Source organism: Nocardiopsis sp. NPDC058631 (assembly GCF_042716955.1).
In the GTDB taxonomy this organism is placed as follows: Bacteria; Actinomycetota; Actinomycetes; order Streptosporangiales; family Streptosporangiaceae; genus Nocardiopsis.
In genome coordinates, this window is record NZ_JBHXQY010000181.1 from 1 (window position 1) to 4,974 (window position 4,974).

At 70.6% G+C, this 4,974-nt stretch carries 3 protein-coding genes; 1 reads left to right on the top strand and 2 read right to left on the bottom strand.

The window, feature by feature from the left end; translation table 11 throughout:
- Positions 1-26 precede the first annotated feature (26 nt).
- Together argS and plsX are read right to left on the bottom strand one after the other, a co-directional pair.
- Entirely contained in the window at positions 27-1,772 is a 1,746-nt protein-coding gene (gene argS / locus ACFWTE_RS29640; protein WP_378783234.1) for an arginine--tRNA ligase, read from the bottom strand.
- Between the two features lie 90 nt (positions 1,773-1,862).
- Positions 1,863-2,999, bottom strand: coding sequence for a phosphate acyltransferase PlsX (plsX, locus tag ACFWTE_RS29645; RefSeq protein WP_378783235.1), 1,137 nt, complete (start codon positions 2,997-2,999; stop codon positions 1,863-1,865).
- A 429-nt stretch (positions 3,000-3,428) separates the two neighbouring features.
- Here plsX and ACFWTE_RS29650 point away from each other — a divergent pair, with 429 nt between their 5' ends.
- Complete coding sequence (locus tag ACFWTE_RS29650) at positions 3,429-4,775, top strand: KamA family radical SAM protein (RefSeq protein ID WP_378783237.1); 1,347 nt, start codon at positions 3,429-3,431, stop codon at positions 4,773-4,775.
- The last annotated feature ends 199 nt before the right edge of the window (positions 4,776-4,974 follow it).

The window sequence follows — 4,974 nt, forward strand, 5'->3', positions numbered from 1 at the left end:
CGCCGGACCGGTGCGGTCCGCCGCCGCTACATGTGCTCGGGAGCCTCCACACCCAGCAGGTCCAGACCCTGGACCAGGACCCGGAACGCCACCGACACCAGGGCCAGGCGCGACTCGCGCTCCGCCTCGGTCGGCGCGGTCAGCACCGGGCAGTGCTCGTAGAACGAGGTGAGCGACTGCGCCAGCTCGAACAGGTACCCGGACAGGCGGTGCGGCTGGAGCAGGTCGCCGACCTGCTCCACCACGGCCCCGAACTCCAGGAGCTTGAGCGCGAGGTCGCGCTCCGCACCCTCCGAGACGGTGATCTCGCCCCGGGGCGACGACAGGTCGAGCCCGCCCTTGCGGAAGATGGACCGGATCCGCGCCTGCGCGTACTGCAGGTAGGGGCCGGTGTTCCCGGTCAGGGCCAGCATCCGGTCGAAGTCGAACGTGTACTCGGTGTCGTGCGAGACCGACAGGTCCGCGTACTTCACCGCGCCGATGCCGACCTTGCGGGCGATCTCCGCCTGCTCCTGCGCCCCGAGGTCGGGACGGTTCTCCGCGACGACGGCGGCGGCCCGTTCGATCGCCTCGTCCAGCAGCGCCATCAGGCGGACGGGCGCGCCGCTGCGGGTCCGCAGGATCTTGCCGTCGTTGCCGAGCACGTTGCCGATCTGCACGTGGGTGACCTCGACGCCGTCCGGCAGCCACCCCGCCTCGCGCGCGGCCGCCCACACCATCTTGAAGTGCATGGCCTGCGGGGCGCCGACCACGTAGAGGATGCGGTCGGCCTTGAGGTCGTCCACGCGGTAGCGGACGGTGGCCAGGTCGGTGGTGGCGTAGCCGTAGCCGCCGTCGCTCTTGCGGACGATCAGGGGGACGGGCCTGCCCTCGCGGCCGGTGAATCCCTCCAGGAACACGCAGAGCGCGCCGTCGCTGACCTCCGCGACGCCCTTGGCCTCCAGCTCCCGGCACACGTCGGCGAGCATGGCGTTGTAGCTGCTCTCACCGGCCAGGTCGTCGTCGGTGAGGGTCACCCCGAGCTTGGCGTACACCTTGTTGAAGTAGACCTCGGACAGCCCGACGAGCTTGCGCCACAGGCGCAGGGTCTCCTCGTCGCCGCTCTGGAGGGAGACGACGCGGCGACGCGCGCGGGCGGCGAACTCGTCCGCTCCGGGCCCTGACGAGTCGAACTTCGTGCGGGCCGCCTGGTAGAAGCCGTTGGGGTCGGTGGTGAGCAGGTCCGCCTCGGGGGAGTCCTCACCGACCTCCAGCAGGTGCTCGATGAGCATGCCGAAGGGGGTGCCCCAGTCACCGATGTGGTTCTGCCGGATGACGTTGTGGCCCAGGAACTCCAGGGTGCGGGCGAGCGAGTCGCCGACCACGGTCGTGCGCAGGTGCCCGACGTGCATCTCCTTGGCCACGTTGGGCGCGGAGTAGTCGAGGGGGATGTTGAGGCGTTCCTGCACCGGGACGCCCAGGCGCGGGTCCTCAAGGAGCAGGCGGGTCTGGCCGGCGATCCAGTCCTCGCGCAGGGTCAGGTTGATGAAGCCCGGCCCGCTGACCTCGACGTCGCGGCAGACGTCGGCCACGTCGAGGTGCTCCATGATCGCCGCGGAGACCTCACGCGGCTTTCGGCCCAGGCGCTTGGCGAGCGCGAGGGCGGCGTTCGCCTGGTAGTCGGCGAACTGGGACGGGCGGATGACGGGGTCGGTGTCGGCGAACTCGGGGCCGAAGGCGGCGCCGAGGGCGGACTGGACCCGTCGCGAGAGTACTTCCTGCGGGTCGGCCATGCCCCTAAGCGTACCGACCGGTGCCCCCTGTCCCCGCCCTTCCGGGGTGACGCCGCGGACAGCGGGAACCGAAGCCGGGCCGGCTCCCGCTCAGCGCCCCTCGGACGGGGGCGGGGGGGACGGGGGCGCGGAAGCGGGCGGGGCGTCCGACTGGGCCAGGCGGTGGAGCCAGTTGGGGGGCCGGTGGTGCACCCTGCGTCGTATCTGTTCGGCGATACGGCCGCCGGCGAGGTCGTGCGCCAGCTGGCAGGCACGGGCGACGCCCTTGGCGCGGCTGTCGCCGTGGGCGATGACGACGGTCCCGTTGAGGCCGAGGAGGGCGGCACCGCCGTAGGTCTCGCTGTCGAGCCGTTCGCGCAGGCCGCGAAGGGCCTTGCGCTGGAGGAAGGCCCCGGCCTTGGCGGCGGTGGTGGAGGTGAGGGCCTCGCGGACGAGGTCCATGGCGAAGGCCGCGGTCCCCTCCACGGACTTCAGCGCGACGTTGCCGGTGTGGCCGTCGGTGACGACCACGTCGACCTTGCGGGCGAGGAGGTCGTGGCCCTCGATGTTGCCGCGGAAGTCCATGGCCTGGGAGCCCTCGGACGTCGCGGACAGCAGTTCGGTGGCCCTGCGGACGAGCTTGTTGCCCTTGCCGGGTTCGGAGCCGATGGTCAGCAGACCCACGCGCGGGCGGCGTACGCCGAAGGCGGTCTGGGCGTAGGCGCAGCCGAGGTGGGCGAACTGGACGAGCATCTCGGGTTTGGCGTCGGCGTTGGCCCCGGCGTCCACCATGATCGTCGGGGTCTCACCGGTGGGAAGGGTCACGGCGAGGGCGGGGCGGAGCACACCGGGCTGGGTGCGCAGGCGGACGGTGGAGGTCGCGACGATGCCGCCGGTGGACCCCGCGGAGACGAGGGCGTCGGCGTCGCCGCGGCGGATGAGGCGGCAGGAGACGGCCGCGCTGGACCTGGGGCGGCGCCAGCTCGCGAGGGCGCCCTCGTGCATCGCCAGGTTGTCCTCGGCGTGGACGACGGGGATGTCTCTCAGGGCCCCCTCCTCGGCGAGGAGGGCGGCGATCTCGGTGCGCCGACCCACGAGGAGGACGCGCAGTCCGAGCTCGCGGACGGCGATGACGGCGCCCTTCACGATCTCGGAGGGCGCGTTGTCGCCGCCCATGGCGTCCACGGCGATGATCGGTGGCGACGCCCGGGGAACGGTGGGCGCTTCCGCGTCGGATGTACCAGTCAACTCGGTGCTTCCCTCCCGGATCGTGGTGGGCGTTTCGCCCTGTGTACGCGCAGTTCCCGGTGGTCCGGCGGGCAGCAGAAGGCACGAGGGGGCCAGGTCCGCGCGAGGGTGTGGTGCCACGCTACCGGTTCGCGCCGCGGGTGATCCCGTAAGGCCCGTTCGTCCACTCATGCGAGGATACTTCCCGTATGTCCAGGTCAGGGCTGGACTTACGTCGAGGTGGGTACAAAAGCCCTACTCGGGGTATATCCGCTCGCTGGCTCGGAGCCTCATCACGCTCCGGGCGCGCGCGACAACCACAGTGAATTCCCGTCCCGGAGGTCGACCGGTGTACCCGAACACCGGAGCCGCCGGATCAGGGCTGCCCGATTCAGTTCCAGGGCGGTCCCGCACACACAGGAGAGGAGAAGCGTGAGCGTTACGCCAGACGTGGCACAGTCCCCGTCCGCCGGACGTCGGTTTCGTGCCTACACGACGAAACACCTCGACGAGCTCACCGCGCGAGCCGGTCTCGCAGCTGACGAGCGTCTCGCGGTACAGGCGGTGGCCACGGTGCTGCCGTTCCGCGTCAACAGCTATGTCGTCGACGAGCTGATCGACTGGGATGCCGCTCCGGACGATCCGATCTACCGGCTGGTCTTCCCGCAGGCCGACATGCTGCCCCCGGGCGACGTGTCCAGGATCTCCGATCTGCTGCGCTCTGGTGCCCCGCGCAAGGAGCTCAACAACGCGGCCAACCAGATCCGGGCGAACCTGAACCCGCACCCGGCGGGCCAGATGGACCTCAACGTGCCGAAGGTCGGCAACGAGGAGCCCGTCCCCGGTGTCCAGCACAAGTACAAGGAGACCGTGCTCTTCTTCCCCAAACAGGGGCAGACCTGCCACGCGTACTGCACGTACTGCTTCCGCTGGGCCCAGTTCGTCGGCGACGCGGACCTGAAGTTCGCCTCCAGCGACATCGACCAGCTGGTCGACTACGTCCGCACGCATCCCGAGGTCACCAGCGTGCTGTTCACCGGTGGCGACCCGATGATCATGGGCGAGGGTGTGATCTCCCGGTACATCGAGCCGCTGCTGGAGATCGAGCACCTGGAGGCCATCCGTATCGGTACGAAGGCACTGGCCTACTGGCCGCAGCGCTTCACCACCGACCCGGACGCCGACGACACGCTCCGCCTGTTCGAGAAGGTGGTCGAGTCGGGCAAGAACCTGGCGTTCATGGCCCATTTCTCACACCCCAACGAGATGCGGCCCGCACTGGTCCAGGAGGCGGTCCGCCGCATCCGCTCGACCGGGGCGGTCATCCGCACGCAGGCGCCGCTGATCCGCACGATCAACGACGACCCGGCCGTGTGGGAGAGCATGTGGCGCACCCACCTGCGTCACGGGATGGTCCCGTACTACATGTTCGTGGAGCGCGACACGGGTCCGCAGGACTACTTCGCGGTTCCCCTGGCCGAGGCCTACGAGATCTTCCGCGACGCCTACACGAAGGTGTCCGGGCTGGCCCGTACGGTCCGCGGACCGTCGATGTCGGCGACGCCGGGCAAGGTCTGCGTGGACGGCGTGGCGGAGGTGGCGGGGGAGAAGGTCTTCGTCCTGCACTTCATCCAGGCCCGCGACCCCGAGCTGGTGGGTCGTCCCTTCTTCGCCAAGTACGACGAGAAGGCGGCGTGGCTGTTCGACCTCAAGCCCGCCCTGGGCGCCACCCGCTTCCCGTGGGAGGCACCTCCGGCCGGCGGGAGCAGCGGCCTGGTGGATCCCACACGCCTGTAGACCCGCCTGCGGGAGAGGCCCGTCCGCGGGGCAGTGGCCCGAGCACAGGGCATTGACGTGTCCGCGGAGGCGCCGGACGGCCGACCGCGTCCCGTCCCAGGGGAATTGGAGCGTCCCTGGGGCGGGTCGCGCCGTCGGTCCCGGCACCGGACGTCGCGGAGCCCGGCACCACGAGGTGGTGCCGTGATTCTCTTGGTTC